The 1,429-nt window shown below is 33.7% G+C and carries 2 protein-coding genes; both read right to left on the bottom strand.

Annotation, left to right across the window (positions count from 1 at the left end; all coding sequences use genetic code 11):
* Positions 1 to 137 precede the first annotated feature (137 nt).
* The gene (locus AC1DRQ_RS31530) at positions 138 to 1,214 is read right to left on the bottom strand and encodes an acyltransferase family protein (protein ID WP_477430091.1); all 1,077 of its coding nucleotides are present in this window, start codon (positions 1,212 to 1,214) and stop codon (positions 138 to 140) included.
* Positions 1,214 to 1,429: hypothetical protein (locus AC1DRQ_RS31525; RefSeq protein ID WP_477430089.1), on the bottom strand; the 216-nt coding region annotated here is incomplete at its 5' end. The genes AC1DRQ_RS31530 and AC1DRQ_RS31525, both read right to left, overlap by 1 nt.

The following is a 1,429-nucleotide window of genomic DNA, read 5'->3' as shown; positions in this document are numbered from 1 at the left end:
CGGCAAATTCCCTATATGATCAATAGCGACTATTTGGACCTCATTACCTAATTTTACCCATTCTTCGGCTAATTCTTTAAATCGAACCTGCTGCCCTCCTAATTGAGGATAACAAAGTTCATCTACAATCAAAATTTTCATATAGTGGTAATGCTTTTTTGCTGGTTACTTATGCCCGTAAGTTTTTTTCCGATGCTGATACTGGGTTTTTCAATTAAGTAGTAGCATAAAGAAGATGCTATTAAAGAGAATGTCCAGAAAAAAACAACAAACAACAATTTATGTGTTTCGTAATATGCCGGAGTAAATATCTTAAAAGGCAATTCCATTCCAAATATTGGGTGTAACAGATACATTGAATAACTGATGGTGCCTAAATAAACTAAAAATTTACCTGAAAACTTATAATAAGAGAATGCCGTAAAAAGTAAAAGCGCCATTAAATACGATACAAAATATTTATACCAGGTTTCGTTATTTCCATAGTTTTTTGAGTAAGCCAGTAATGTTATAGGGACCAATGCCACTACTAAAGTGATTATTAGCAGTCTGAAAATTTTGCCGGTTACGTAGATGCTTTTTTCTAAAGAATTTTTACGCCACAACATGCCCAAAAACATTACCGCTAAGCCAAGTATTAAAGCTACTGGTAATTTTAACTCCAATTTATACCTGAACCAAGCCATAATAAGCGTTAATGAAAGTAAACTGTAAAACAGCTTTACTAAAAACTTGTCGTTATTTAAAAGTTTAAGCCAATGCAATACCAAACAAACAAAGTAAAACACCAACTCGATCTGCAGTGTCCAGAAAACACCTACCAGGTCTTCGGCTCCAACAAACTTTTGAAGCATGGTAATATTTATAAGTGTATTTTTAATATCAGCAATTCCCATTATTAAACAAAAGCAAATTATAGCTACCCAGTAAGCCGGATATAATCTAAAGAACCTGCTTATTAAAAAATCTTTACTACTGGCTTTGTACAGGCTGTAAGGAATAACATAACCGCTTATCAAGAAGAAAACTACTACTCCTATTTTACCGAGGTCAAAAAAATCTGAAATAAAAAACGACACAATTCGTGAAACCGATTCATTTGATTTAGCAATATTACCCCGCATTAATAACCATAAATGCAATATAGCAACCATTATAGCAGCTATACCACGTAAACTATCAATCCATTGTAATCTTGATTTTTGCTTTAACATTATATAAATTTATTTACCAATAAATTAAGCTTATTAACCGATTGTTCCCAGGAAAATTTAGCTGCCTGGAGCCTACCCGGTTCAATCATCGATTTTCTTATACTGTGGTTAGCTAACAGGTAACTTATTTTTTCGTGCATATCATTGATATCCTCCGGATCGCAATACAGGGCCGCTTTGCCACAAACTTCTGGCAAGCTCGTTCTTTCTGATAC

This window comes from Mucilaginibacter sp. P4_E8 (assembly GCF_056401495.1).
The sequence above is the reverse complement of the archived record's forward strand: the minus strand, read 5'-3'. Positions and strand labels throughout refer to the sequence as shown.